Source organism: Roseateles sp. GW821-FHT09H11 (assembly GCF_059415845.1).
Map to the genome: position 1 here is coordinate 1,166,948 of NZ_JBWKOA010000001.1, position 25,186 is coordinate 1,192,133.

The window sequence follows — 25,186 nt, forward strand, 5'->3', positions numbered from 1 at the left end:
GCCTCGTGCGTTCAGCGGTCAGTGAAAGGCTTCGGGACCGGGTTGGCCTCGTTGGCGCCGCGGCGTTCCTTGGCGCGCTCGGCGCGGTCCTTCATGCGCTCCTTCATCTTCTCGCGCTGCTGGTCCTTCAACTGGGCGATCTTGGCGCGCTGCTCGGGGGTCAGGACACGCGACGCGTCGATCATGGCCAGCGTGATGCGCTTGGACTCGACGTCATGCGCGGCGTGCATCTGCTGGCGCACCTGCTCGACGGCGTTGGCGTCGACGGTCGGCGCGGTGAACAGCGCCTGCATGCGTTCGTGCAGTTGACGCTCGGTGTCGCGCTGCGTCTTCAGGTCCTTGTGCGCGGCGTCGAAGATCTGCTTGATCTGGGCCCGCTGCGCATCGGTGACGCCGGCGTCCTTCAGCAGCTTGCCGTGCATCGGGCCCATGGGGCCGAAGCCGGGGCCGCCGAAATCGGGGCCACCGCGGTGCATGCCGTGCGGCGGGGGCGGCGGCGCGTCGCCCGGTGCCGTCTGGGCGTGCGCCGCCAGGGCGGCCACGCTCATCGTCGCGGCCAGGGCCAGCATCTTGAGGGGGCGGGAGAAGCTCTTGACCATCTCGGGATCTCCAAATCGTTCTGGGGTGAGGAAATGGTCGAGGGCGCGCGTCAATTGGCCGTGGGCGCGCCGTAAAGATTCGTGAAATGAATCAGCGCCAATGAAAAACGCCCGCGGTGCCTCTTGAAATCGAGACATCGCGGGCGGATTGGCGTCTGCACACCGCTCGGCATTGCGTGACCGCCGCGGCTCCGATTCGGGAGGCTCCGCTAGGCGCAAACCGGAGCCATAGCCCAGCTATGGCGAGGATCTGCAACGACGCGGAGCGCCCGAAGCGGGGCTGCGGAGGTTACGCAATAGGTTTGAAGCGCACGCGCTTCGGTCGCGCGCCTTCTTCGCCGAGGCGCTTCTTCTTGTCAGCTTCGTACTCGTGGAAGTTGCCGTCGAAGAAGAACCACTGCGAGTCGCCCTCGCAGGCCAGGATGTGCGTGCAGATGCGGTCCAGGAACCAGCGATCGTGGGAGATCACCATCGCCGAGCCGGCGAACTCCAGCAGCGCCTCTTCCAGCGCGCGCAGGGTTTCGACGTCCAGGTCGTTCGACGGTTCGTCGAGCATCAGCACGTTGCCGCCCTGGGCCAGGGTCTTGGCCAGGTGCAGGCGGCCGCGCTCACCGCCGGACAACTGGCCGACCATCTTCTGCTGGTCGTTGCCCTTGAAGTTGAAGCGACCGATGTAGGCGCGCGACGGCATCACGAACTTGCCGACGATGATGTTGTCCAGACCGCCGGAGACGTCCTCCCACACGGTCTTGTTGGCGTCCAGGCTCTGGCGGCTCTGGTCGACGAAGGCCAGCTTGGCCGTCTTGCCGATCTTCACCGTGCCGCTGTCCGGCTGCTCCACGCCCTGGATCATGCGGAACAGCGTCGACTTGCCGGCGCCGTTCGGGCCGATGATGCCGACGATCGCGCCCGCCGGGACCTTGAACGACAGGTTGTCGATCAGGACGCGGTCGCCGAAGGACTTGGTCACGCCTTCGAACTCGATCACCTCATTGCCCAGGCGCTCGGCCACGGGGATGAAGATCTCGTTGGTCTCGTTGCGCTTCTGGTATTCGACGTCGCTCAGTTCCTCGAAGCGGGCCAGACGCGCCTTGCTCTTGGCCTGGCGGCCCTTCGCGTTCGAGCGCACCCACTTCAGTTCTTCCTTCATCGCCTTGGCGCGGGCGTCCTCGGTCTTCTGTTCCTGCTCCAGGCGGCGTTCCTTCTGGTCCAGCCAGTCGGAGTAGTTGCCCTTCCAGGGAATGCCGTGGCCGCGGTCCAGTTCCAGGATCCACTCGGCGGCGTTGTCCAGGAAGTAGCGATCATGGGTGATCGCCACCACGGTGCCGGGGAAGCGCTGCAGGAACTGCTCCAGCCACTCGACCGATTCGGCGTCCAAGTGGTTGGTCGGTTCGTCCAGCAGCAGCATGTCGGGCTTGGACAGCAGCAGGCGGCACAGCGCCACGCGGCGCTTCTCGCCGCCGGACAGCACGCCGATGTTGGCGTCCCACGGCGGCAGGTTCAGCGCGTCGGCGGCCAGTTCCAGCTGCAGGTCGGTGTTCTCGGAACCGGCGGCGGCGATGATCGCCTCCAGCTCGCCCTGCTCGGCGGCCAGCGCGTCGAAGTCGGCGTTCTCTTCGGCGTAGGCGGCATAGACCTCGTCCAGGCGCTTCTTGGCGGCCAGCACGCCGCCGATGCCTTCCTCGACCGCTTCGCGCACGGTCTGGTCCGGATTCAGCTGCGGCTCCTGCTCCAGGTAGCCGATCTTGATGCCAGGCATCGGGACGGCTTCGCCCTCGATCTCCTTGTCGACGCCGGCCATGATCTTCAGCAGCGTGGACTTGCCCGAGCCGTTCAGGCCCAGCACGCCGATCTTGGCGCCGGGGAAGAAGGACAGCGAGACGTTCTTGAGGATGTGGCGCTTCGGAGGAACCGTCTTGTTGACGCGGTTCATCGAAAAGACGTATTGAGCCATGGCGATGGTTCTTCAGCGTTTCGTGGGTTGACCTGGAGCCCTGGGGCCGCCTGCAGCAGCGGGTGCGACAGTGGGGCCGGAGCCTGCGTGGGCGGCGGGGCGCCCGGGCAATAGTCGTGCATTGTCGCAGCTTCCGCCGGTGCCCCTAAACTCGACCGCCCTGCCCGTTCCCTCAGAGATGACCACCATGCTGTTCCGTTCCATCTCGCGTTCCATCTTGCGCGCCATCCCGGTTCGTTCGCGCACATCGGCCGCCCTGGGCGCCTGGCCGCTCACGATCGCCCTGAGCCTGGGGCTCCTGGGCGCCGCGCACGCGCAGACCCTGCGCTGGGCCAGCCAGGGCGACATGCAGACGGCCGATCCGCATTCGCAGAACGAGATCGTCACCAACGCGATGAACGGCCAGGTCTACGAGCGCCTGGTCTCGCGCGACCGCAACCTCAACCTGGTGCCGGGTCTTGCCACCGAATGGACGCAGCTCAAGCCCACGCTGTGGCGGCTGAAGCTGCGCCAGGGCGTGAAGTTCCAGGACGGCACGCCGTTCACGGCGGACGACGTCGTGTTCTCGATCAACCGGGCCAAGGATCCGTATTCGCAGATCAGCGTCTACGCGCAGGCCGTCGGCACGCCGAAGAAGATCGACGACCAGACGGTCGAGTTCCAGCTCGACAAGGTGAATCCGATCTTCCTGCAGCACCTGGACACGCTGTTCATCATGAGCCGCAAATGGTGCGAGCAGCACAACGTCGTCAAGCCGCAGAACTTCAAGGACAAGCAGGAGACCTACGCCGCCACGCATTCGAACGGCACCGGGCCGTACACGATGGTGGCCCGCGAGCCCGGCATCCGCACGACCTTCAAGCGCAATCCGGCCTGGTGGGGCAAGTTCGACGGCAACGTGCAGGACGCCGTCTACACGCCGATCGCCAACGACGCGACCCGGCTGGCCGCGCTGGTGTCGGGCGAGATCGACTTCGTGCTCGACCCGTCGCCGCGCGACATCCCGAAGCTCAAGCAGACGCCGCAGGTCAAGGTCCAGGAAGGCCCGGAGAACCGCATCGTCTTCATCGGCATGGACCAGTCGCGCGACAAGCTGCTCTACGGCAAGGTGCCCGGCGACAAGAACCCGTTCAAGGACCTGCGCGTGCGGCAGGCGCTGTACCAGGCGATCGACATCAACGCGATGCGCACCAAGCTGATGAACGGCCTGAGCCTGCCCACCGGCGGGCTGACGCCGTCGCCGCTGGGCGCGTTCAACGATCCGCAGCTGGAAACGCGCCTGCCCTTCGACCTGGCCGCGGCGCGCAAGCTGATGGCCGACGCCGGTTATGCCAACGGCTTCGAGGTCACGCTCGATTGCACCAACAACCGCTACATCAATGACGAGCGCATCTGTCTGGCGCTGGCCTCGATGTGGGCGCAGCTCAAGGTCAAGGTCAGCGTGAACGCGCGGCCGCGCGTGCTGATGTTCCCCAAGCTGGAGAAGCTCGACACCAGCCTCTACATGTACGGCTGGGGCGGCAGCATCACCGACGCGGAGGTCGCGATGACGCCGTTGATGCGCAACCGCGGCGAGAAGTCGGTCGGCCAGTACAACTTCGGCAACTGGCGGGACGACAAGTTCGATCAGCTCGCCGCCGCGTCCAGCGAGGAAGCCGATCCGAAGAAGCGCGAGGAACTGATCAAGGCCGCGCTGCGCGAGTTCCGCGCGCAGACGCACCTGATCCCGCTGCACCGCCAGATGATCCCGTGGGCGACCCGCGCCAACGTGACGGTGGTCCACCGTCCCGACAACTGGTTCGAACTGCGCTGGGCCTCAGTCGCCCCGAAGTAAGGCAGATCGAACTCCCTCTCCCCGCTTGCGGAAGAGGGTCGGGGTGAGGTCCATCGGCCGCATCCGTGCGTCAGCGCAGCGGCGGATCGAACAGATACCCGATGCCGCGCACCGTACGGATCAACGGCGAACTCGGATCGTCGTTCAGTTTCTGTCGCAGCCTCGACACCATCAGGTCCACCGAGCGCTCCAGCGCCGTGACGCCGTCGCCGCGCGCCAGGTGCAGCAGCTCCTGGCGTTGCAGCACGCTGTGCGGACGTTCCAGGAAGGCGCGCAGCAGCTTGTATTCGCTCTGTGACAGCACCACGCAGAAGCCCCCCGGTCCGGACAGTCGACGCGTCATCGGCTCCAGCTTGAAGCGGCCAAACATCAGCACCTCGGCCGCATCGCCCTCGCGGGGTCGCAGCAACGCCTTGATGCGGGCCTGCAGTTCGCGCGGTTCCCCGTCCTTGGGGAGCACCGCGTCCGCACCGCGCTCCAGGGCGAGGACGCGTTCCAGCGTGCTGTCGTGCTGCAGCAGCACGATCACCGGCATCCGCGAGCGCTGTCTCAATCGGGTCAGCGCGCCCCAGCCGGCCTCGCGGGCGTCGCTGGGATCGATGAGGGCGAGGTCCACCGGCAGCAGCGGCACGCGGTCCAGCAGGGCCGCCTCCGCGCTGTCGGTGACGCGGAAGCCCCAGGCCCGTATCAGGCCGGCGAATCGCAGGCGCGCATGCGGGTCGGGGTCCAGCAGCAGCAGATGGGTGCCGGCGGCAGGATCGGGAAACAGGGCGCTCATGACGATGGGACAAGTGGACACATTGGCGCAAGACTATGCCGCCGCAATCCCGTTTGAACGCCGATCAGGACGGGCCTCACCGCCCTTTTTACCCACGGTTTACCGCACTGAAACACGGCTGCGGACACCGACACGCTTGCCTGAGTGAGGCCTGTCACCGAGCTTGCGGGAAGCTGTCCGGATCGCCGTATTTGCGCCCTTGCGGTGCACGCGTTCCCTCTTCTTCCCCCTCTTCCGCGTCGCGGGAGAGGAATGGGGCGAGGCTCGTCGACCGAACCAATTGCTCACAGGGGTGACAGACCCCGTCAGCTACAATGCCCCCATCGCCGCGGCTCAGTCTTGCCGCGGCTTTATCTTTTGAGCTCACGCTCTCCCACGGCAGCCGAAGACTGGCGCCAGCCCTCACCGGGCCGGCGTGCTGCACACAAAGCCCGTTCGGGCACCAACAAAGCAGCTTATGAGTTTTGACGCATTGGGGCTCTCCCAGCCCCTGCTCCGCGCGATCGCCGATGCCGGCTACTCGACCCCCACCCCCATCCAGAGCCAGGCGATCCCCGCCGTACTGACCGGCGGCGACCTGCTGGCCGGCGCCCAGACCGGTACCGGCAAGACCGCCGGTTTCACGCTTCCCCTGCTGGAGCGCCTGTCCGCCAGCAAGCCCGTCCGTGACGCCAAGGGCCGCGTCGCGATCCGCGCGCTGGTGCTGACGCCGACCCGCGAGCTGGCCGCCCAGGTCGAGGAAAGCGTGCGCACCTACGGCAAGTACCTGCCGCTGACCAGCATGGTCATGTTCGGCGGCGTCGGCATGAATCCGCAGATCAGCCAGCTGCGCAAGGGCGTGGACATCCTGGTGGCGACGCCGGGCCGTCTGCTGGACCACGCACAGCAAGGCACGCTGGACCTGTCCAAGGTCGAGATCCTGGTGCTGGACGAAGCCGACCGCATGCTCGACATGGGCTTCATCCACGACATCAAGAAGGTGCTCGCGCTGCTGCCGGCCAAGAAGCAGAGCCTGCTGTTCTCCGCGACCTTCAGCGATGAGATCAAGGCGCTGGCCGACCGCCTGCTGGACAAGCCGGGCCTGATCGAGGTGGCGCGCCGCAACGCGACGGCCGACACGATCGCGCAGCGCATCCACCCGGTCGACCGCGACAAGAAGAAGGAACTGCTCGCCCATCTGATCACGAAGAACGACTGGCACCAGGTGCTCGTGTTCACGCGGATGAAGCACGGCGCGAACCGTCTGGCCGAGTACCTGGACAAGTCGGGCATCACCGCGATGGCGATCCACGGCAACAAGAGCCAGGGCGCCCGCACGAAGGCGCTGGCCGAGTTCAAGAGCGGCGACCTGAAGGTCCTGGTCGCGACCGACATCGCCGCGCGCGGCATCGACATCGACCAGTTGCCTCACGTCATCAACTACGAGCTGCCGAACGTCGCCGAAGACTACGTGCACCGCATCGGCCGCACCGGCCGCGCGGGCGCGCAGGGCGAGGCCCTGTCGCTGGTGTGCGTCGACGAGGAAGGCTTCCTGCGCGAGATCCAGAAGCTGATCAAGCGCGAGATCCCGCGCGAGGTCGTGCCGGGCTTCGAGCCGGACCCGAACGCCAAGCCCGAACCCATCGTGCTGGGCCGCATGGTGCTGAACGGCGGGCTGGGCAAGTCCTCGGGCTCGCCGCGTCCGGCGGGTGGCGGCGGTGGTGGTGGTGGCCGTCGCGGCGGTGGCGGTGGCGGCGGTGGCCGCTCGCAGGGCCAGGGTGGCCGTCCGCAGGGCGGCGGTCAAGGCCAGGGCCGTCCGGCGCAGGGTGCGCAAGGCGGCGGCCAGAGAGCCGGCGGCCAGCCGCAAGGTCAGCGCCAGGGACAAGGCCAAGGCCAAGGCCAAGGCGGCCAGGGTCAAGGTCAACGTCAGGCGCAAGGTCAAGGCGGTCAGGGCCAAGGTCCAGGCCAGGGCCAGGGCAGCCGTCACGGCAGCCAGGGCAACCGTCCGGCAGGCGCGGCACTGACGCGTCCGAAGTCGAACTCCTGATCCCGGACCTTCCGTGATGCAACGGCGCCCTCACCGGCGCCGTTGTCGTTTCCGCCTCCGTGCCGCCGTGCGAGACCGCATTGGGCATACTCGCGGCCACTCCCCGTCCCCATGAAGACCGCGCCCATCCTTCCGGCCCGCGTCGATTTCTCCGGCGCCATCCCGAACGCGCCGGACTTCGGCGATCTCTACCACGCCCCTTTCGGCGCGTTCGCGCAGGCGCGGCAGGTCTTCCTCGACGGCAACGAGATGCCGGAACGGTGGGCGGGTCGACGGCACTTCGTCGTGCTTGAAACGGGCTTCGGCCTGGGCAACAACTTCCTCGCCACCTGGGCCGCGTGGCGCGAGGATCCCGCGCGTTGCGAGCGGCTGGTCTTCCTCAGCATCGAGAAGCATCCGCTGACGCAGGACGACCTCGAGCGCGCTCATGCGGCGTCGCCGGAGCCTGCGCTGGCGCGCCAGTTGCTCGAGGCCTGGCCGGCACTCACGCCCAACCTGCACACGCTGGACTTCGACGAAGGCCGCGTCCGGCTGATGCTGGCGTTCGGCGACGCGCACGATTGGATGCCGGAGCTGGTGGCGTCGGTGGATGCGTTCTTCCTCGACGGCTTCGCGCCGGCGAAGAACCCCGAACTGTGGGACGACGCCATCTTGAAGCAGGTCGGCCGGCTGGCCGCGCCGGGCGCCACGGCGGCGACCTGGAGCGTCGCCCGCGGCGTGCGCGACGGATTGACGGCGGCGGGCTTCGAGGTCCGGAAGCGACCGGGCACCGGCGGCAAGTGGCAAACGACCGTGGCGCGTTTCGCTCCTCGCCATCGGGCGCCGGTGCCGCCGGGCCGGACGGCCGTCGCGCCGCAGGCCAAGGACGTGCTGATCATCGGCGCCGGGCTGGCGGGCGCCGCCTGCGCGCGCGTGCTGGCGCGGGAAGGCTTGCGAGTCACGGTGCTCGAAGGCGGCGCAACGACCGCGGCGCAGGCCTCCGGCAATCCAGGCGGACTGTTCCACGGCACGCTCCACGCCGAGGACGGTCCGCATGCCCGCTTCAGCCGCGCCGCGGCGCTCGCCACGGAGCGCGAACTGCGCCGCATCGCACCCGCCCTGCCCTGGCTGCAATGGGGACTGCTGCGCGTCGAGCGCGATCCCCAGGCGCTGGCATCGATGCAGGCGCTGTTGGCGCGCAGCGGGCTCCCCGCCGACTATGCGCAGGCCCTGAGCGCCGAGGAAGCGGGAGCGAAGGCAGGCCTTGCATTGACCCAACCCGCATGGTTCTTCGCGGGGGGAGGCGCGGTGTCGCCGCCGGCGCTCGTGACGGCGTGGCTGGATGAAGCGGCGCGATCCGACGGCTTCCAGTTGCGTTTGAACACGCCGGTCGAACGACTGCATCGTGACGACGCCAGCGGTCGCTGGGCCGCGCTGGACATCGTCGGCGAATCCATCGCGACCGCGGATGCCGTGGTGCTGTGTGGCGGCATCGGAAGCGCTCCGCTGGCCTCCGCATGGACGGCCGGCCCGTCGTGGCCATGGGTGGCGCAGCGCGGGCAATTGAGCGTCATGCCGCAAGACCTGTCCCCGCCGATGCTGGCGATGCCGGTGGCGGGACTGGGCTACGCGCTCACTCTCCCCGACGGCACGCTGTGCTTCGGCGCGAGCACCGATGGCGGCGACATGGACCCCACGCTGCGTGCGTCGGACCACTCACAGAACATGGGTCGGTTGCGTTCGTTGCTACCGTCGACCGCGCTCCCCGATGACATGCCCCTCGCGGGTCGTGTGGGCTGGCGCAGCCTGGTGCCGGACCGGCTTCCGATCGTGGGCGCGCTGCCGGCCGCCATGCCCGAGCGCCGCGCCGAGCAGGCGCGCTTCTGGCCGCGCCAGCCCGGCTTGATGGTGCTGGGCGCCCTCGCCTCCCGTGGGATCACATGGGCGACGCTGTGCGCCGAACTCGTCGCCGCGCAGTTGACTGGCGCACCGTGGCCGGTGGAATCGAGCCTCGCGGACGCGCTCGATCCAGCCCGCTTTGCCGCCAAGGCGCACCGGGCCACGACGTAGAGCGCCTACTCGCGCTGCAGGTCTTGCGCCTTGTCGGCCACCATCGCCAATGCCAGGGCATCCCGACCGCGCGGCGAGAGCTGGAGCATCGGCGCCATGGCCGTCACGACGGCCGCCGCAGCCACGATCGACGTCAACGCGACGCCGACGCCCCACTTCAGCAGGTTGGTGAACGCCTGATGCATTTCCGACCGGAGGCTGCCGATCTCGGCACGCACCGTGCCGATCTCCCCGCGGAGCGCGCCCACCTCCTGCTGCAGCTGCTCTCGCGTCGCCAGGGTCGGCAACACCACATCCAAGCGCGTCTTCAGCATCTGCACCTGCAGCGCCAGTTCGGCGTTTCCGCCCATCGCGCTTGCGCGCTGTCCTTCTTCATTGAACTGCATGAACTTCCCCATCGCAACGACGGGCGTCGCCCATCCATGGCCATTACTCTGCCACTGCGAGAGAAGTTGCGGATTCAACTTTCGGGGGAAGCGGCGGGGGATTCGACCTCCCCTTGCGCGGCGTCAACACCCCTCGTCATTTCGGGGGGTCAGGCCTTGACGGCGTCCACCGGCTTGCCGTCGGCGCCCACGCGCACGACGTAGCTCGTCACCTCGCGCGACACCAGCATCGGGATGATCGTGCCGAAGCCCAGCCGCTGGAAATGCTCGGAGGCCCGGTGCTCGTCCAGGCCGCTCGCATCGGTGTACTGCTCGAGGATCACGTAGCGGTCCGGATCCTGCGGCGAGCGGTAGAACGCATACGCCAGGTTCTTGGCCTCGCGGCGCGTGGCCTCGGTCAGTTCGACGAGCAGCGCGCCGACCTGGTCGCCCAGACCCGGCTTGACGTGGTAATGCGCGATCACCTGCAGGAAGCTGCCGCGCTCGGCGGTCGGGAGAGTCGTGTCGGACATGGCGGACATCGGTGATGGACGGGGTCGTGACGGATGGCGCATTGTCCGGCGCCCCGCCGTCGAACCATTTAAGTTTCTTCACGTACGCGTCGATATGAAGCGAAGGTGCCGTCAAGGCGTCGCGCGCCCGCATGGGCGCAGACATACGAATCCAAACGGATCCAAGCGGATTCAATATCTCGGGAGACACATTCATGATTCATCTCGTGGCGGGCCGATCGATCGGCCAGCGGCTCGGCGTGGTGCTGGGCCTGGTGCTGCTGATCGCCTTCGTGGGCTCGGGCCTGAGCTACCTGGCCCTGGGCCGCGTGGCCGCCGAGACCGACGTGATGCTCAACCAGGACCTGGCCGCCGAACGTGTCGCGTCCGACTGGTACCGCAACATCACCAATGGTGTGAACCGCACCAGCGCGATCGCGGTCAGCGCGGACCCCAGCCTGGCCCAGTTCTTCGCCGCCACCTCGGCCGAATCGACCAAGCAGTCGGGCGAGCTGCAGAAGCAGCTCGACGGCTACATGGTCACGCCCGAGGAACGCAAGATGTTCGAGACGCTCAGCGAGGCCCGCAAGGGTTACCTGAGCACGCGCGACGCGGTGGCCGCCGCCAAGAAGGCCGGTGACGCGGACAAGTCGCGCGAGGTCTTCGACCGCGAATTCCAGCCGGCCGCGGCGAAGTTCCAGGAAGCGATCCAGGCCATCGTGCAGCACAAGCGCAGCTTGCTGGACGACGCCGCCAAGCAGCTCGACGCGACCAACAGCCGGGCGCGGACCGCGCTGCTGGTGTTCTCGCTGGTCGCGCTGGCGCTCGGCGTGTGGTTCGCGGTGACGCTGACGCGCTCGATCACTGGCCCGCTGCGTGGTGCCGCCGAAGTGGCGGACGCCATCGCCCATTTCGACCTGACGCAGCGCGTGCCTCAAGGCGGCCGTGATGAAACGGGCCAACTGCTCGGCTCGCTGGGCGGCATGCAATCGCAATTGCTGAAGCTGATCGGCGACGTGCGCGGCTCGGCCGAGAGCATCGGCACCGCCAGCGCGGAGATCGCCACCGGCAACCACGACCTGAGCGCGCGCACCGAACAGACAGCCTCCAACCTGCAGGAAGTTGCCGCGTCGATGACGCAGTTGACGGGCACGGTGCGCCAGACGGCGGATTCGGCGATGACGGCCAACCAGCTGTCGAGCTCGGCAGCGGAGACGGCGCAACGCGGCGGCTCGGTGATGAGTCAGGTGGTGAGCACCATGGGCGACATCAGCAACAGCTCGCGCCGCATCGCCGACATCATCGGCACCATCGACGGCATCGCGTTCCAGACCAACATCCTGGCGCTGAACGCGGCCGTGGAAGCGGCGCGCGCCGGCGAACAGGGCCGCGGTTTCGCGGTGGTCGCGAGCGAGGTGCGTTCGCTCGCACAGCGCAGCGCCGAGGCGGCCAAGGAGATCAAGACGCTGATCGGCGCCAGCGTCGAGCGCGTCGAGTCGGGCTCGCGCCTGGTGGAAGACGCCGGCGGCGCGATGACCGAGATCGTGGCCAGCGTGCAGCGCGTGGCCGACATCATCGGCGAGATCAGCGCCGCGTCGCGTGAGCAGAGCGACGGCATCAACCAGGTCAACGCGGCCATCGGCCAGCTGGACCAGATGACGCAACAGAACGCGGCGCTGGTCGAGGAATCGGCGGCGGCGGCCGAGAGCCTCAAGGAGCAGTCGCAACGGCTGGCCACCGCGATCTCGGTGTTCCGGCTGCGCTGAGCGCTCGGGGAGCAGAAGAAAGATCGGGGCCCCGCGGGGCCCCGACGTCATTTCCTCCGGCGTTCGCTCAGAACGTCATCGTCTTCACGCCCTGCGCCGTCCCGAGCAGGCACACGCCCGCCTTGTTGCGGGCGAAGACGCCGACGGTGACCACGCCGGGCCACTGGGTGACCTCGGCCTCGAACGCGGCCGGGTCCGTGATCTTCAGGCCCTTGACGTCCAGGATCTGGCAGCTGTTGTCCGTCACGCAGTCCTTGCGCAGCACCGGCTCCGCGCCCATCGCCCGGAAACGGCGCGCGATCTGCGCGGCGGCCATCGGGATCACCTCGACCGGCAGCGGGAAGCCGCCCAGCACGTCGACCAGCTTGCTCTCGTCGGCGATGCAGACGAAGGTCTTCGCCAGATCGGCCACGATCTTCTCGCGCGTCAGCGCGGCACCGCCGCCCTTGACCATGTGGCCCTGGCGGTCGATCTCGTCGGCGCCGTCGATGTAAACCTGCAGCGACTCGACCTCCGACGCGTCCAGCACCGGGATGCCCAGCGCCTTCATCCGCTCGGTGCTGCGCAGCGAGCTCGACACCGCGCCCGAGATGCGGATCGCGCTGGCGGCCAGCGCGTCGATGAACTTGTCCACCGTCGATCCGGTGCCCACGCCCACCACCGTGTCCGGCGTCACGTACTGCAATGCGGCCTGGCCGACCAGGGTCTTCAATTCGTCTTGGGTCATGGCGAAGGGATCGAGCGAAGGCTCGTCGTTGATGGCGGGAGAGGAAAGGCGGGATTATCTCCGCCGCTCACGCCGGCGACGACCTCAGTCCGTACACCTTCCCGCCGACGAACAGGTACTCCGCCCGCAGCACCGCCTCGCCCTGCTCGCCCGGGGCGGCGAAGCCGATCACCGACACGTCGGTGCCGGGCCTGATCTCCTCGACCTTCCAGGCCTCCAGCCGCGTCAGCGGCGCGAGTTCGACCTCCCAGCGCCGGTCGCGCCGCGTCGGCACCTGCGTCTTCGCGAGCAGCGCCTGGCCATCGACGGCGGTCGTCTGCTTCGGCAGCGTCCGCTGCTTCAGGTCCGCCGGCAGCACCAGCCGCTCCGGCACCTCGAGGTCCAGTTCCGCATGCGGGTTGCGCCAGGCGACCTTGAGCGCCTTGCCTTCGAGATACAACGGGCGATCCTGATCGAAGCCGCTCCACCCGTGATGGGCGCGGACGGTGGCGGGCATCAGGGGCGCGGCCGCGAGCGCGGCCAGCAACAGACGACGTTCCATCGAAGCCTCCTTGAAAGACGCGCCGGCGGGTGGGAAGTCAGACGAACGCGATCCAGCGCCCGCAGATGATGACAGCGACCCAAATCCCCAACGACAGCAGGCATTGCCAGCGCCCGAGCCGGTCCTGCGCGCGGACGCCACCGCGCCAGTGGAACCACGCGGCGTTCAGGCCCGCCAGCGCGATCAGCGCGACCTTGATCCGCAACGCCGGATTGACCCACAGTTCCTGGGGCTGGATCGCGAACATCGCCGCGCCGGACACCGCGCACAGCGCGAAGCCCGCCAAGGCCGCGGGAATCGCCAGCCGGGCCAGCGACGACGGATCCAGCTCGCGCCGCAGACCCAGCGTCCTTAGCTCGAAGACCAGCAGCCCACCGAACAGCGCGCCCAGCCCGATCAGGTGCACGACCGAGAACGCTGGGTAAGCCCACGGATGGGCCACCAGCGTCGTCATCGTGCGCCACATGCGCTCAGGCCACGCGACGCTCGCGACGCTCTCGACGTTCACGCACCGCGGCCGCCAGCGAGCGCATCAGCGGCTCGGTCTGGCTCCAACCCAGGCAGGCGTCGGTGATCGACACGCCCGGCAGCAGGTCGGCCTTGGTCTGACCGGCCAGCAGGTCCTGGCGACCTGGCTGCAGGTGGGACTCGACCATCACGCCGGTGATGCGCGCATCGCCGCCGGCGATCTGCGCGCCGACATCGTGGCCGACGTCGATCTGGCGCTCGTACTTCTTCGACGAGTTCGCGTGAGAGAAGTCGATCATCAACTGCTCGCGCAGGCCCGCGGCCTTCAGCACCTCGGCCGCCGCCTGTACCGACGCCGCGTCGTAGTTCGGCGCCTTGCCGCCGCGCAGGATCAGGTGGCAGTCGTCGTTGCCGCGGGTCTCGAAGATCGCGGCCAGGCCCATCTTCGTCATGCCCATGAAGGCGTGGCTCGCGCGCGCCGCCAGCACCGCGTCGGCGGCGATCTTCACCGAGCCGTCCGTGCCGTTCTTGAAACCCACCGGGCAGGACAGGCCCGACGCCAGCTGGCGGTGGCTCTGGCTCTCGGTGGTGCGCGCGCCGATCGCGCCCCAGGCGATCAGGTCCGAGATGTACTGCGGCGACAGCAGGTCCAGGAACTCGGTGCCAGCGGGCAGGCCCAGCGCCGTCACGTCCAGCAGCAGCTGGCGCGCCAGCCGCAGGCCTTCGTTCATGTGGAAGCTGCCGTCCAGGTGCGGGTCGTTGATGTAGCCCTTCCACCCCACCGTCGTGCGCGGCTTCTCGAAGTACACGCGCATCACGATCAGCAGATCCTGCTCGAGCTCGCCGCGCAGGTCCTTCAGCAGCCGGGCGTAGTCCATCGCCTGGCCATGGTCGTGGATGGAGCACGGCCCGACGATGCACAGCAGCCGGTCGTCGCGGCCGTGCAGCACGTCGCTGATCTCGCGGCGCGCGGTCTCGACGACCTTCAGCGAGGCCTCCGGCAGCGGCAGCTCGTCGAGCAGCAGCGCCGGCGAGATCAGCGGGCGGACCGCATCGATGCGGGTGTCGTCGGTGCGGGTGTCGTCGCGGGTGGAATCGGCGGAACCGATCTCGCGATCGTGCTGCGGGTGGTCGAGGTGCTTCATGGCGGCGGCGCTGCGCCCTCTCGGGCGTCGATACGCGAAATTGAACCGCCGATTATCCGCCCGCCCGAGACATCGAGGCCAGTCCCACCGAGGCCGCCGACACGACGAAGCCCACCAGGGCCAGCGCGCCGAAGTGCTCGCCGAGCAGCCCCATGCCCATCAGCGCCGACACGCCGGGGATCAGGTAGAAGAGCCTGGCCACCGCGCCGGCCTGACCGCGCCGGATCATCACGAACATCAGGCTGAACGCGCCGATCGAGTTCACCAGCCCCAGCCACAGCGTCGAGCCGATCAATTCCGGACTCCAGTCAGGCATCCCGGGTTCGCGCCACCAGGCCAGCGCCAGTACGGTGAGCGCGGAGACCGTCATCTGGATGCCGCTGCCGGTGCGCAGGTCCATGCCGGCGCAGAAGCGCTTCTGGTACAGCGTGCCGGCGACCAGGCCGGCCAGCCCGAGCAGCCCCGCGCCGTAGGCCATCCACGCCCCACCGCCCAGCGGCCGGTCGACGATCACCAGCGCCACGCCAGCCGCGCCGCCGAGCATGCCCAGCCACTGGCCGGCGCTCATCCGTTCGGCCAGCCACAGGTGGGCGCCCATCGCGGTGGCCAGCGGCATCATCCCGATCAGCAGCGCGGCCACGCCGGTCGGCAGACCCCACGCGATCGCGCAGTAGACGCCGGAGAAATGCAGCACCTGCATCAGCAGGCCGACGACGCCGAGGTGGATCCAGGCCCGCGCCGTCTTCGGCCACGGTGCGCGCGTCGCGACCGACACGGCCAGCAGCACCACCGCCGCCAGCCCGAAGCGCAGCGCCAGCAGCGTGAACGGTCCCGCGTGCGGCAGCGCCAGCTTGCCGGCGACGTAACCCGTGCTCCACAGCAGGATGAACAGCGCCGGCAGGCTCAGCGCCACCAGGGCGCCGAGACGGTCGGGTCGCGTGCCGCCACCCAGCCGTGGAAGTCGGCGCGACGCCGGGGGCGACTGCGGTGAATGCGGCGTGGCAGTGGTGAGGGTCGAGGTCGTCATGGCGAACTCCCAGGTGAACGTCGATGAGACGAACTCTAGAAATGGAAGCCCCTGGACACAATCCGTCAGCGATTCGTTTTAGAGTTTCCAGATCGAGAACAATCAAGGGACCGTCATGGGCCGCCTGGAAGACCTGCAAGCCTTTGCCCGCGTCGTGGACGCACGCAGCTTTTCGGGCGCGGCCAAGCTGCTGGGCGCGACCAAGTCCGCCGTCAGCAAGCAGGTCGCGCGGCTGGAACAGCAGCTCGGCACGCGGCTGCTGCACCGGACCACCCGCAGCATCAGCGCCACCGCCGAGGGGCGCAGCGTCTACGAGCGTGCCCAGCGCCTGATCGAGGAGGCGCAGGCGCTCGATGCGGAACTCGCCGGCCAGCGCGAGCAGCCGCGCGGCGTGCTGCGGCTGAGCACCTCGACCGCCTTCGGCAACCTGCAATTCACCGCGTTGATGGCGGAGTTCTGCGCGATGCATCCGCAGCTGCAGATCGTGCTCGGCCTCAACGACCGCTATGTCGACCTGGCCGAGGAAGGCTTCGACGTCGTGATGCGCCTGACGGGGCGTCCGAGTCCCGGGCTTGTCGCGCGCAAGCTGGCCGACATCCGCTTCGTGCTGTGTGCGTCGCCGGACTACCTCGCCAGGCATGGCACGCCGACGGCGGTCGCGGACCTGGCCGGCCACCGCTGCCTGCGCTTCGGCTACCTGCACGCGCCGGAGCGCTGGCGCTTCCGCCATGCCGCCGAGGGCAAGTCGGAGGTCGAGATCTCCGGGGCTCTGCGCTTCGAGAGCGGCCTCACGGCCAACAGCAGCGAGTCGCTGCGGGTGGCGGCGCTGGCCGGCATGGGCCTGGCGGTGCTGCCCACCTACGCGATCGGTCGCGACCTGCGCGAGGGCCGCCTGACCGCCCTGCTCCCGGACTGGACGCCGCTGGGCGGTCCGGCCGAGGCCAACGTGCTCTACGCGGTCTACCTGCCGAGCCGCTTTCCGAGTCCGAAGGTGCGCGCGCTGATCGATTTCTGTGTCGAACGGTTCGGCGACGTGGCGCCATGGGATCGCCCGGCACCCACCTGACACCAGCGCCGGCGGGCCCGCGGCGGGAGCCGCCCCGAAGGCTCCGCCAGGCCCCGGCCCGAACGGGCCAGGGGGAGTCCCCCATCACCGTTCGCACGCCAGGAGTAGGCGCGGCCAGGGGCGTGCGAAGGGCGATGAGACAATCCGCCCCCATCATGGCTCTCATCCCCTACGGCTTCGCCCGTCCCTTCCTATTCGGTCTGGATCCCGAACACGCGCACGAACTGACCCTGGGCAGCATCGCCCGTCTGCAGAACACCCCCGCCCAATGCGCCTGGGCGCAGACGCGGGTGTCCGATCCGGTGACCGTCGCCGGACTGCGCTTCCCCAACCGCATCGGCCTGGCGGCCGGCCTCGACAAGAACGGGCGCTGCATCGACGGCCTTGGCGCAATGGGCTTCGGCTTCATCGAGGTCGGCACCGTCACGCCCAAGGCGCAGCCCGGCAACGACAAGCCGCGCATGTTCCGTCTGCCGGCCAAGCAGGCGCTGATCAACCGCCTGGGCTTCAACAACGAGGGGCTGGACGCGTTCATCGCCAACGTCAAGCGCTCGCACAGCTTCCGTCACCATGGCGGGCTGCTCGGCCTGAACATCGGCAAGAACGCCGCGACGCCGATCGAGCATGCCGTCGACGACTACCTGATCGGCCTGGAAGGCGTGTTCCCGCATGCCGACTACATCACCGTCAACATCTCCAGCCCCAACACCAAGAACCTGCGCCAGTTGCAGAGCGACGAGGCGCTGGATGCGCTGCTCGGTCCGCTGCAGGCGCGTCGGCTGGCGCTGCAGGACGAGAGCGGGCGGCAAGTCCCGCTGTTCGTGAAGATCGCGCCGGACCTCGACGAGGAGCAGGTCGCCGTCATCGCCGCGAGCCTGAAGCGCCACGGCATCGACGGCGTCATCGCGACCAACACGACCATCTCGCGCGAGGCCGTGCAGGGCCTGCCGCACGCGAACGAGACCGGCGGCCTGTCCGGCGCGCCGGTCTTCGAGGCCAGCAACCGGGTGATCCGCCTGCTGCGCGCGGCGCTGGGCAGCGGCTATCCGATCATCGGCGTCGGCGGCGTTCTCGGCGGCGAGGATGCGCGGGCCAAGCTGCAGGCCGGCGCGGATCTGGTCCAGCTCTATACCGGCCTGATCTACAAGGGCCCGGCGCTGGTGCCCGAGTGCGCGAAGGCGATGGCGCGGCTCTGACCCCGCACTCGTCGATCCACGTCCCACCTGCCAGACAAAGCGCTCCCGAGGGAGCGCTTTTTCGTTGGCGCATCCAGCAAAGACCTGCTGGCGAGAGCTAGAACTTCATTCGGTTGGGCCATTGCCGAGACGATAATGCCTCGCATTCACATCTCCCCGATGCCTGCCCGCTCATGATTGATGCCGCTACCCGCCCCGCTCGAGGCACTGGCCGACGACCTCCGCTCGCCCTTCTCTCCCGCATCGGCGCGGCGATCCTCGGCGGCTACGCGTTCTGCTGGGGCTTCATCGCGATCGCGCACAGCGGGCTCTATGCGCTGGGCATGCCCTTCCACGACGCCGAGCACCTGAGCGCGATCCTGGGCGTGCTGCTCTTCCTGGTGGTGTTCCTCTGGACCTTCGCGGCACGCCGCGTCGGCCTGTGCTGGGTGGTGCTGCTGGCCGGCGGCGGCGTCATGACCGGGGCAGCCGCGCTGATCCAGCGCGCGCTGCTCGCCTGACGCGAAAGGATCGGACCGTGTTCCAGAATTTCCGGCTGTCGATGGCCTGGCTGCACACCTGGTTCGGCCTGGTGCTGGGCTTCGTGCTGATGGTGGTGTTCTTCTTCGGCGCGCTGTCGGTCTTCGACCGCGAGATCGACCGCTGGGCGATCCCGTCCTCGCGCTTCGAGCCGCAGCCGATGCCGTCCTTCGACCAGATCCTCAAGCCCGCCTTCGAGAAGATGCAACCGGCCAAGGAGACCGTCGCGCTGCTCGAAGGCCGCGTCAACGGACCGCTGCCCGAGCGCTTCGATGTCGTCAGCAGCTGGGGCGCGTACACGACCCACCGCGATCCGGTGGTGTCGGTGTTCGCCGGCTTCAAGGTGCCGAACGCGAAGGATCCGGACGAGACCGTCTTCGCGGTCCATGCGCTCGATCCGCGCAATGGCGCGGTGCTGCCGCAGGGTCAGTTGCGCATCGGCAGCGAGTTCTTCTATCCGCTGCACTACAGCCTGCACGTCACGTGGAAGGACCTGGGCTACTGGATCGTCGGCTTCTCGGCGCTGATGATGCTGGCGGCGCTGGTCAGCGGCGTGGTGATGCACCGCAAGATCTTCCGCGAGTTCTTCACCTTCCGTCGCAACAAGACTGTGCAGCGCAGCGCGCTGGACCTGCACAACCTCACCGGCGTCGTGGCGCTGCCCTTCCATTTCTTCTTCGCGTTCACGGGGCTGGTGATCTTCGCGGGCATCTATTTCCCGGTCGCCCACACACAGTTGCATGACCTGCACGACCTCCATGAACGCGTGGAGGCGCAGGAGACCGGCTTGCCGCACGAGCGCGCCGGCACCGCGGCGCCGCTGGCCTCGGTGGACGCGATGGTGGCCGAGGCGCAGCGTCGCTGGGCGGCCAAGGGCATGGCGGGCGACGTGGGCTTCGTCAACGTGCAGCACGTCGGCGATGCCAACGCCTATGTGAGCGTGTATCGCGCCGGCACCGACCGCGTCGCGCTGACCGGCGAAGGCATCCACTTCAAGGGGACCACCGGCGAGCTGCTGCGCGAGGATCCGCCGCGCACCGCCGTCGACAGCGTCAACGAGTTCCTCACCGGGCTGCACCTGCAGCACTTCCGGCATTGGCTGCTGCGCTGGCTCTACGTGCTGGGCGGCCTGCTGGGCTGCGTGTGCATCGCGACGGGTTTCCTGTTCTTCGTGGAGAAGCGCAAGCAGCAGCACGCGAAGGCCGGCGGACAGGGCAGCCGCATCGTCGACGCGCTGGCGGTGACGACCGTCACCGGCATGCTGGTCGCGACGATGGCCATGCTGATCGCCAACCGCCTGCTGCCGGAGTCGCTCGCCGACAAGGGCGCGTGGGAGCGCAACGTGTTCTGGAGCACCTGGGCGCTGACGATGGCGCATGCCTTCCTCCGCGGCGGCGCGGTCGCGCAGGCGCGCATGAATCCGGCCTGGCGCGAGCAATGCTGGGCGATCGCCTTGGGCGCGGCGTCGGCGGTCATCGCGAATGCGGTCACGACGGGCGACCACCTCGGCAAGACACTGTCGGCCGGCTACTGGCCGGTGGCCGGCGCGGACCTGAGCCTGATCGCGATGGCCGCCATCGCCCTGTTCGCCGCCAGCAAGCTGGCGCAAAGGGCCAGGCGTTCAGCGTCGCCGGAGCCTGCCTCGCCGTCCGCCCTCAAGACCGCGGGAGTCCGTCATGGCTGAGCCCGTTGTGCTGTTGAGCGCTGCCGCCGTGAACGCCGTGCTGGGCTTCGGCTGGCTGGCGTTGGCGATGGACACCCACTGGGAGCAGGTCCACGGCGAAGCCGCGCCGACGGCGGCCACCGTCCGGAATCTCCGCGCGGCCGGCGTGCTCGCACTGGCGCTGTCGCTCGGCCTGTGCCTGCAGGCGGATCACCCGTCGATGGCCGCGCTGGTCTGGCTGATGCTGCTGGCGGGCTCGGCAGCGGCCATCGCGGCCACGCTGTCGTGGCGCCCGCGATGGCTGAAGGCGCTGTGGCCGCGTTGAGCGGCTGAAAGACAAACGGCCGCGTGAGCGGCCGAATGAAGAACGGCCACTCACGCGGCCGTCGAGGCAGTGGCCGCAACCCGCGGCCCGGATGCCGATCAGTCCTGGCGACGACGACGCGCCGCGAAGCCGATGCCGGCGATACCGGCCAGCATCAGCGCGTAGGTCGCGGGCTCCGGCACGGCAGCCGCCGCGGCGACGTTGACCGTCGTCGACAGCACCGCGATGCCACCGAAGCCGGCACCGCCCAGCGTGCCGCTGGCGAGCAGCTGATACGTGCCGGCGGCCAGGTTGGCGTAGTGGAAGCCGGCGGCGCTCGCGTCCAGGTCGGTCAGCCCGTTCAGGCCCGCGAAGCTGAAGCTCACCGACTGCAGCGGCACCGTGAAGCCGTTGCCGAAGCTGATGGTGGTTGCGGCCAGCACCGAGCCGGTGACGTCCGAGGCCTGCGTCAGGGTGAAGGATCCGAGGACCACGTCCGAAAAGCTATTGCCGCTCGGGGTCACCGTCGGCGTGACAAACACCGGATCCAGGGTCGCGGCGCCCGCGGCGCCACCGATCAGCGCGGCGCCCAGCGCCAGCACGAGAGACTTCAATTTCATGGCTGCCGATCCCGTCAGTCGAGTTGATTCGTGACGGAGTTTGCACTGCAGCATGGGTTCGCGTCCTGCACAAACCGGCGACTTTTGTTGCGGTGCGTCACTGGCGTGTCACATCCACAGGGGACAAGGGCCAGGTTTTGTCCCCTTCCCTTGTCCCATGTGTGCCCACTTCAGGCACGCCGCCGATCGAACAGGCGATGGGCGGTGACCGGGGAGAAGATCCCTCAGCTTTACCCTGCCGTGATGCGCATCGGCTTCTGCATCACGTCGCAGGGCTTGCCCTTCTTGGCTCGTTTGCCGGCGTAGCCGGCGAGCGCCACGCCCTTCAGCGGCTCTTCCCGGGCCTTGCCGCCGCGGATCGTGCCGCTGACCAGCAGATGGGTCGTGAACGCGGCCACGCTGACCAGCGCATCCTTCGCGTCCAGGTCGATCAGCGTCAGGCCGCGACCGCCCTTGGGCTGGTGCTTGAGCTCGTCCATCGCGAAGGTCAGCAGGCGACCGGTCATCGACAGACAGGCGACCTGCACGCCGGCGACCTCCCCGGCCGGCACCACCGACGGCGGCAGCGGGCGCTCCTCGCCTTCCAGGCTCAGGAAGCTCTTGCCCGCCTTCTGGCGGCCGACCAGGTCGCCGACCTCGGCCACCAGGCCGAAGCCGCCCGTCCCCGCGAGCAGCAGCTTCTGCGTCGCCGCGCCGGCGAAATAGTGCGCGATCTGGGTGCCCGACTCCAGCTCGATCAGCGTGGTGATCGGCTGGCCGTCGCCGCGGCCGCCCGGCAGCGCCGAGACCGGCACCGAGTAGGCCCGGCCGTTGGTGCCCAGCACCACCAGCGGATCGACGCTGCGGCACGGGAACACGCCGTACAGCGAGTCACCGGACTTGAACGCCAGCGCCGCAGGATCCACCTCGTGGCCCTTGAGCGCGCGCACCCAGCCCTTCAGGCTGACGACCACCGTCACAGGCTCGTCGACGATGCGCACCTCGGCGACCGCGCGCTTGTCTTCCTTGATCTCGGTGCGGCGGTCGTCGCCGTACTGCTTGGCGTCGGCCTCGATCTCCTTGACCACCGTGCGGCGCAGCACCGACGGGTTGGACAGGATCTCCTCGAGCTTGCCGGCTTCTTCGCGCAGGTTCTTCAGCTCCTGCTCGATCTTGATGAACTCCAGTCGCGCCAGCTGGCGCAGGCGGATTTCCAGGATGTCCTCGGCCTGGCGCTCGCTGAGCTTGAAGCGCTCGATCAGCGCCGGTTTCGGTTCGTCCGAGTGGCGGATGAGCGCGATGACCTCGTCGATGTGCAGCAGGATCTCGTGGCGGCCTTCCAGGATGTGGATGCGGTCGCGGACCTTGTCCAGGCGATGCTGCGTGCGTCGCGTCACCGTGTTCAGGCGGAAGCCGATCCACTCGGTCAGGATCTTGCGCAGCGTCTTCTGCGTCGGTCGGCCGTCGTCGCCGACCATCGTCAGGTTCAGCGGCGCCGTCGTCTCCAGGCTGGTCTGCGCGAGCAGCGTGTTGATGAAGTCCTGCTGGTCGACCGTGCGGCTCTTGGGCTCGAAGACCAGGCGCACCGGCGCGTCCTTGTTGGACTCGTCGCGGGCCTTGTCCAGCACCGCCAGCATCGCGCCCTTGAGCTGCAGCTGCTCCGGCGTCACCGTCTTCTTGCCGGTCTTGACCTTGGGGTTGGTCAGCTCCTCGATCTCCTCGAGCACCTTAGCCGTGCTGACGCCTTGCGGCAGCTCGGTCACGACCAGTTGCCACTGCCCGCGGGCGAGGTCCTCGATCTTCCAGCGCGCGCGCACCTTCAGGCTGCCGCGACCGGTGCTGTAGGCCGCGCGGATTTCGTCCGCCGAGCTGATCAACTGGCCGCCGCCCGGATAGTCCGGGCCCTTGATCGCGCCGAAGAGGTCATCGTCGCTGGCATCCGGCCGCTTGAGCAGCAGCACCGCCGCCTCGGCGACCTCGCGCAGGTTGTGGCTCGGGATCTCCGTGGCCATGCCCACCGCGATGCCCGAGGCGCCGTTCAGCAGCACGAACGGCAAGCGCGCCGGCAGTTCGCGGGGCTCGCTCTCGGAGCCGTCGTAGTTGGGCTGGAAGTCGACCGTGCCCTGGTCCAGCTCGTCCAGCAGCAGGCGCGAGTAGGCCGACAAGCGCGCTTCCGTGTACCGCATCGCGGCGGCGTTGTCGCCGTCCCGGCTGCCGAAGTTGCCCTGGCCGTCGACCAGCGGATAACGCTGGCTGAAGTCCTGCGCCATGCGCACCATCGCGTCGTACGCGGCCTGGTCGCCGTGCGGGTGGTACTTGCCGAGCACCTCGCCGACCACGCGGGCGCTCTTGACCGCCTTGGCGCCGGTCGTCCCGGTGAAGCCCAGGCCGAGCCGCTCCATGGTGAACAGGATGCGCCGCTGCACCGGCTTCTGGCCGTCGCTGTAGGACGGCAAGGCCCGGCCCTTCACCACCGACAGCGCGTATTCCAGGTAGGCCTGCTGCGCGTACTGCGCCAGCGTCAGCGCGTCGCCCGACGGGGACTGACCGCCCGGGCCGCCGGCGCCGTTGGGGTTCTCGAAATCAAAGGTCTCTTGGGTCATCTCTCTCATGCCGGCCTGCGCCGGTCGTTCGAATCTGCTTGCGAATGTCTGGAAAAACGTTCTTGCGAATGTTCTTGCGAATGTCTTTGGGAAGGTGCTTGGGAACGTTCCCGGGAATCTGTTGCTCAGGAATCCTTCGGCGTCCGCCGGTCGCCGCGACCGCTCATTCGAGCGGCGCCGCGACCATCGTCAGTTGCCTGGCCCGGCTGCCGAGGCTGCGCTGCAGCAGCGCCCAGTAGAGCTCCATCACGAGGTGGACGTGCGCCTGCGTCTCGTCGATGTCGGGCATGTGGCCGCCTGCGCGACGCACCGCGCCTTCGCCGGCGTTCCAGGCCGCCAGCGCCGCGTCCAGGCGGCCGAAGCGCCGTGTCAGGTCCGCCAGCATCCGCGCGCCGATCAGCACGTTGGTGCGCGGATCCTGGAGGTAGCCGGTGCGCCGCAATTCTTCCGGCGTGGCGTAGCGTTGCGCCGTGACCGCGGTGATCTGCATCAGACCGGTCGCGCCGCGCGGCGACACCGCGTCGGGCTTGAAGCCGGACTCGACCGCGATGATCGCCTTGAGCAACTCCGCGTCGATGCCGGTCGCGGCCGCGGCCTCGCGCAGATACGGCTGCACGGCCTTGACCTCGGGCGCGATGTCCAGCCAGGTCAGCATGCGCTGGCCGTGGTCGGTCTTGCCCGGCACGCGCCGGATGCCGCTCAGCGGCGACATCACCGGCTGGAAGCGGCTGTCCACCTGCACCGGCGCGAAATGCGCGATGCCATCGGCATCCACGTAACCCCACAGCTCCGCATGCGCCGGCGACATCTTGGCCGCGAAGGCCACGGCGATGCTCAGCGCCAGCCGCTTGCGCAGCCCGCGTCCGCGCGGCGTGGGGCGGCCATGGCTCATGGCGCCTCCAGGCCCTGCGCGGCGCGCGCCTCGTACTCGCGCTGGAGCAGCGACATCACGATCAGGTCGTCGTAGCCCTCGCCCATGACGCCTTCAGCATCGGCCAACGGCTCGGCCCGCACGCATTCGCGCAGCCGGCCTTCCTCGACGTAGCCCTCGCTGAGGTACAGCGATTGCGCCCGCGTGTTGCGGCCCTTCACGTCCAGCCAGAAGCGGTGCGCCCCCAGCTGCGTGAACGCCATCTTCTTGAGCAGCCGCACGCACAGGCGACCGACGCCCTGCCCCTTCGGGCCGAGCACGATGCGCTTGAGTTCCACCGAACGATTCGGGTTGCGGCAGCCCTGCAGGATCACGAAACCCGCGCGTTCGGCATCGAGCTCCACGATGAAATGCCGCGCGTCCGGAAACCGGACGGCGCCCTCGTGCTGCGTGCGTTCCCACGGCGTGATGAAGGGCCGGTTGCCCGCGTCCTGCTCCACGCCGACGACGAAGTCCAGGTCGGACAGCATCGTGGGTCGAAGCGTGACGCGGTGTTCCAGCATGGCTCGGTCCG

The 25,186-nt window shown here is 68.7% G+C and carries 23 protein-coding genes; 9 read left to right on the forward strand and 14 right to left on the reverse strand.

The window, feature by feature from the left end; all coding sequences use genetic code 11:
- Nucleotides 1-11 precede the first annotated feature (11 nt).
- Together AC07PR_RS04845 and ettA are read right to left on the reverse strand one after the other, a co-directional pair.
- The gene (locus tag AC07PR_RS04845; RefSeq protein ID WP_377155507.1) at nt 12-599 is read right to left on the reverse strand and encodes a Spy/CpxP family protein refolding chaperone; all 588 of its coding nucleotides are present in this window, start codon (nt 597-599) and stop codon (nt 12-14) included.
- 289 nt (nt 600-888) lie between these two features.
- On the reverse strand, nt 889-2,553 hold the full coding sequence (gene ettA / locus AC07PR_RS04850; protein ID WP_377155508.1) for an energy-dependent translational throttle protein EttA: 1,665 nt from the start codon (nt 2,551-2,553) through the stop codon (nt 889-891).
- 187 nt (nt 2,554-2,740) lie between these two features.
- On the opposite strand from ettA, the gene AC07PR_RS04855 reads away from it, so the two are divergent.
- Nucleotides 2,741-4,387 carry an ABC transporter substrate-binding protein gene (locus AC07PR_RS04855; protein ID WP_495134573.1) on the forward strand — a complete coding sequence of 549 codons (1,647 nt, stop codon included), beginning with the start codon at nt 2,741-2,743 and terminating at the stop codon, nt 4,385-4,387.
- Between the two features lie 70 nt (nt 4,388-4,457).
- Here the strand turns inward: AC07PR_RS04855 and AC07PR_RS04860 are convergent, their stop codons facing one another.
- The gene (locus AC07PR_RS04860; protein WP_483106072.1) at nt 4,458-5,165 is read right to left on the reverse strand and encodes a winged helix-turn-helix domain-containing protein; all 708 of its coding nucleotides are present in this window, start codon (nt 5,163-5,165) and stop codon (nt 4,458-4,460) included.
- 457 nt (nt 5,166-5,622) lie between these two features.
- Here AC07PR_RS04860 and AC07PR_RS04865 point away from each other — a divergent pair, with 457 nt between their 5' ends.
- A complete protein-coding gene (locus AC07PR_RS04865) occupies nt 5,623-7,191 on the forward strand; it encodes a DEAD/DEAH box helicase (protein WP_495134574.1) in 1,569 nt (522 codons plus the stop codon).
- Nucleotides 7,192-7,302: 111 nt separating this feature from the next.
- Nucleotides 7,303-9,240 (forward strand): bifunctional tRNA (5-methylaminomethyl-2-thiouridine)(34)-methyltransferase MnmC2/FAD-dependent 5-carboxymethylaminomethyl-2-thiouridine(34) oxidoreductase MnmC1, encoded by a 1,938-nt coding sequence (gene mnmC / locus AC07PR_RS04870; RefSeq protein ID WP_495134575.1) that lies wholly within the window; start codon nt 7,303-7,305, stop codon nt 9,238-9,240.
- 5 nt (nt 9,241-9,245) lie between these two features.
- Here the strand turns inward: mnmC and AC07PR_RS04875 are convergent, their stop codons facing one another.
- Nucleotides 9,246-9,626, reverse strand: coding sequence for a hypothetical protein (locus tag AC07PR_RS04875; RefSeq protein ID WP_431103120.1), 381 nt, complete (start codon nt 9,624-9,626; stop codon nt 9,246-9,248).
- Between the two features lie 149 nt (nt 9,627-9,775).
- On the reverse strand, nt 9,776-10,138 hold the full coding sequence (locus AC07PR_RS04880) for a putative quinol monooxygenase (protein WP_483106069.1): 363 nt from the start codon (nt 10,136-10,138) through the stop codon (nt 9,776-9,778).
- Nucleotides 10,139-10,332: 194 nt separating this feature from the next.
- On the opposite strand from AC07PR_RS04880, the gene AC07PR_RS04885 reads away from it, so the two are divergent.
- Nucleotides 10,333-11,883 carry a methyl-accepting chemotaxis protein gene (locus AC07PR_RS04885; protein ID WP_483106068.1) on the forward strand — a complete coding sequence of 517 codons (1,551 nt, stop codon included), beginning with the start codon at nt 10,333-10,335 and terminating at the stop codon, nt 11,881-11,883.
- Nucleotides 11,884-11,950: 67 nt separating this feature from the next.
- Here AC07PR_RS04885 and rpiA read toward each other — a convergent pair whose 3' ends face one another.
- From rpiA to AC07PR_RS04910, 5 genes are all read right to left on the reverse strand, one after another.
- Entirely contained in the window at nt 11,951-12,610 is a 660-nt protein-coding gene (rpiA, locus tag AC07PR_RS04890) for a ribose-5-phosphate isomerase RpiA (protein ID WP_495134576.1), read from the reverse strand.
- Between the two features lie 67 nt (nt 12,611-12,677).
- The gene (locus AC07PR_RS04895; RefSeq protein WP_377155519.1) at nt 12,678-13,151 is read right to left on the reverse strand and encodes a DUF6152 family protein; all 474 of its coding nucleotides are present in this window, start codon (nt 13,149-13,151) and stop codon (nt 12,678-12,680) included.
- A gap of 37 nt (nt 13,152-13,188) precedes the next feature.
- Nucleotides 13,189-13,617 carry a hypothetical protein gene (locus AC07PR_RS04900; protein ID WP_377155520.1) on the reverse strand — a complete coding sequence of 143 codons (429 nt, stop codon included), beginning with the start codon at nt 13,615-13,617 and terminating at the stop codon, nt 13,189-13,191.
- A gap of 4 nt (nt 13,618-13,621) precedes the next feature.
- Entirely contained in the window at nt 13,622-14,764 is a 1,143-nt protein-coding gene (locus AC07PR_RS04905) for a 3-deoxy-7-phosphoheptulonate synthase (protein ID WP_377155521.1), read from the reverse strand.
- 52 nt (nt 14,765-14,816) lie between these two features.
- Entirely contained in the window at nt 14,817-15,791 is a 975-nt protein-coding gene (locus tag AC07PR_RS04910) for a DMT family transporter (protein WP_495134577.1), read from the reverse strand.
- A gap of 115 nt (nt 15,792-15,906) precedes the next feature.
- Between AC07PR_RS04910 and AC07PR_RS04915 the strand changes: the two genes are divergently transcribed.
- The 5 genes from AC07PR_RS04915 (at nt 15,907) to AC07PR_RS04935 (ending at nt 20,560) form a co-directional block, all read left to right on the forward strand.
- The gene (locus tag AC07PR_RS04915; protein WP_495134578.1) at nt 15,907-16,857 is read left to right on the forward strand and encodes a LysR family transcriptional regulator; all 951 of its coding nucleotides are present in this window, start codon (nt 15,907-15,909) and stop codon (nt 16,855-16,857) included.
- Nucleotides 16,858-17,012: 155 nt separating this feature from the next.
- Entirely contained in the window at nt 17,013-18,053 is a 1,041-nt protein-coding gene (locus AC07PR_RS04920) for a quinone-dependent dihydroorotate dehydrogenase (protein ID WP_377155524.1), read from the forward strand.
- Nucleotides 18,054-18,226: 173 nt separating this feature from the next.
- Complete coding sequence (locus AC07PR_RS04925) at nt 18,227-18,553, forward strand: iron uptake protein (RefSeq protein WP_495134579.1); 327 nt, start codon at nt 18,227-18,229, stop codon at nt 18,551-18,553.
- 17 nt (nt 18,554-18,570) lie between these two features.
- Nucleotides 18,571-20,256, forward strand: coding sequence for a PepSY-associated TM helix domain-containing protein (locus AC07PR_RS04930; RefSeq protein ID WP_495134580.1), 1,686 nt, complete (start codon nt 18,571-18,573; stop codon nt 20,254-20,256).
- Nucleotides 20,249-20,560: a DUF3325 domain-containing protein gene (locus AC07PR_RS04935; protein ID WP_377155528.1), complete on the forward strand. Its 312-nt coding sequence runs from the start codon at nt 20,249-20,251 to the stop codon at nt 20,558-20,560. The genes AC07PR_RS04930 and AC07PR_RS04935 overlap by 8 nt, the downstream gene beginning before the upstream one ends.
- A 98-nt stretch (nt 20,561-20,658) precedes the next feature.
- Here the strand turns inward: AC07PR_RS04935 and AC07PR_RS04940 are convergent, their stop codons facing one another.
- The 4 genes from AC07PR_RS04940 to AC07PR_RS04955 all read right to left on the reverse strand — a co-directional run bounded on the left by AC07PR_RS04940 (nt 20,659) and on the right by AC07PR_RS04955 (nt 25,175).
- Complete coding sequence (locus tag AC07PR_RS04940; RefSeq protein ID WP_377155529.1) at nt 20,659-21,159, reverse strand: FxDxF family PEP-CTERM protein; 501 nt, start codon at nt 21,157-21,159, stop codon at nt 20,659-20,661.
- A gap of 230 nt (nt 21,160-21,389) precedes the next feature.
- A complete protein-coding gene (gene parC / locus AC07PR_RS04945) occupies nt 21,390-23,750 on the reverse strand; it encodes a DNA topoisomerase IV subunit A (RefSeq protein ID WP_495134581.1) in 2,361 nt (786 codons plus the stop codon).
- 154 nt (nt 23,751-23,904) lie between these two features.
- The gene (locus AC07PR_RS04950) at nt 23,905-24,633 is read right to left on the reverse strand and encodes a lytic transglycosylase domain-containing protein (protein ID WP_483106061.1); all 729 of its coding nucleotides are present in this window, start codon (nt 24,631-24,633) and stop codon (nt 23,905-23,907) included.
- Nucleotides 24,630-25,175: a GNAT family N-acetyltransferase gene (locus AC07PR_RS04955; RefSeq protein WP_431103104.1), complete on the reverse strand. Its 546-nt coding sequence runs from the start codon at nt 25,173-25,175 to the stop codon at nt 24,630-24,632. The genes AC07PR_RS04950 and AC07PR_RS04955 overlap by 4 nt, the downstream gene beginning before the upstream one ends.
- Nucleotides 25,176-25,186: the final 11 nt, after the last annotated feature.